The following is a 1,497-nucleotide window of genomic DNA, read 5'->3' on the forward strand; positions in this document are numbered from 1 at the left end:
AAGGCGAGGCTGCCCAGGTCGACGGCGAGGTCCGTGCCGAGATCGAGGTCGGCCAGGCTACCGTCCTCACCCGCGATCTCCGTGAGGCTGCCCGTGTCGCCCGCGAGGCCCTCGAGGCTGCCGCCGGGGGCTTCCTGGGCCGCGGCGAGGCCGGGGAACGCGATGGCGGCACCGATGCCGAACGCGCCGACGGCGGCGATCTTGGCGGTGGTGCGGTTGGTGGTCTTCCGGTGGGTGTTCGTCATGTTCTGAACAGCTCCCATCTTCATTGACCCCGATGTCTCTCATCGCGGACACCTCGATCGGAGCGAGGTGCGTCGGCGACCCTACAAGCGAAGTCCGGCGCTGTCAGGGGGGCGAAATGCTGAGTGTTCCTTGAGGTAACACTCCGGTCACCACAGGCGAGGGGGCGTATCCGGCTGACTCCGCGGGTCGGCCGCGAACCGTGTCATGCCTGCCTAGGCTGGGGTTATGGACACCCCCGCGGATGCCGACCCGGTGACGGACGGAGGGCCGGCCGTCGTCGAGACGCACAGCGCTCTCATCGTGCTCTATGGTGACGAGGCTCACAAAGTGCGCAAGCGCATCGATCTCGGGTTCCTGGACAACACGTCGGTCGGGGCCCGCGCCGAACAGAGCCGCCGGGAGGTCGAGCTCAACAGCCGCCTGGCGCCGGACGTGTACGACGGTGTGCTCGAGGTGCGAGGTCCCGACGGCGAGGTGATCGACCACGTGGTCCGGATGCGCCGACTCCCCGCCGGACGGAGCCTGGACTCGCTGGTGCGGTCGCGGGCCTCGGGGGCCGGCCGCTCCAACGATCCCGACCTCCTGGCGGGGGTGCGGGAGGTGGCCCGGCAGCTCGATCACCTCCACGCCGCGAGTCCCCGCTCGGAGGAGATCGACGCGGTGGGCACCGCGGACGCCGTGGCCGGGTTGTGGCGGGAGTCGATCGGCCACCTGCGGCGTCTGAGTGTGGGCGAGGACGCACCGGTGATCGTCGACGACGTGGAGTGGCTCGCGGGGGAGTATCTCCGCGGCAGGGAGCGACTCCTGCGGGCGCGAGTCGATGCGGGCCGGGTGGTCGACGGCCACGGCGACCTGCTCGCGGCGGACATCTATCTGGAGGACGACGGGCCCCGGGTGATCGACTGTCTCGAGTTCGACGACCGGCTCAGGTTCGGGGACGCCATGCTCGACGCCGGGTTCCTGGCCATGGATCTCGACAGGGTGGGGGCGCGGGACCTCGCCGAGGCCTTCCTCGCGGCGTATCGGGACTTCTCGGGGGATGACGCGCCGTCGTCCCTCGTGCACCACTACATCGGGTACCGCGCGCTGGTCCGGTCCAAGGTCACCGCGATCCGCGCCGAGCAGTCCCGGAGCGTTGGGGCGGACGCGCGGCACGCCCTGGAGCTGGCGGACCGGGCCGTCGACGCGCTCCTGCGCGCCCGCGTCCGGTTGGTGCTGGTGGGAGGGGTGTCGGGGTCGGGCAAGTCGACG

General features: G+C 71.1%; 1 protein-coding gene and 1 pseudogene. One reads left to right on the forward strand and one right to left on the reverse strand.

The features are described 5' to 3' along the window. Window positions 1–245: pseudogene (locus G6021_RS10980) on the reverse strand (hypothetical protein); the annotation flags it as partial. Window positions 246–471: 226 nt separating this feature from the next. Between G6021_RS10980 and G6021_RS10985 the strand changes: the two are divergent. Continuing rightward, window positions 472–1,497 (forward strand): gluconate kinase (locus G6021_RS10985; protein WP_182641278.1); only part of this gene is annotated, 1,026 nt, incomplete at its 3' end.

It is taken from the genome of Dietzia sp. CW19 (assembly GCF_014145265.1).
GTDB classification, from domain to species: Bacteria; Actinomycetota; Actinomycetes; order Mycobacteriales; family Mycobacteriaceae; genus Dietzia; species Dietzia natronolimnaea.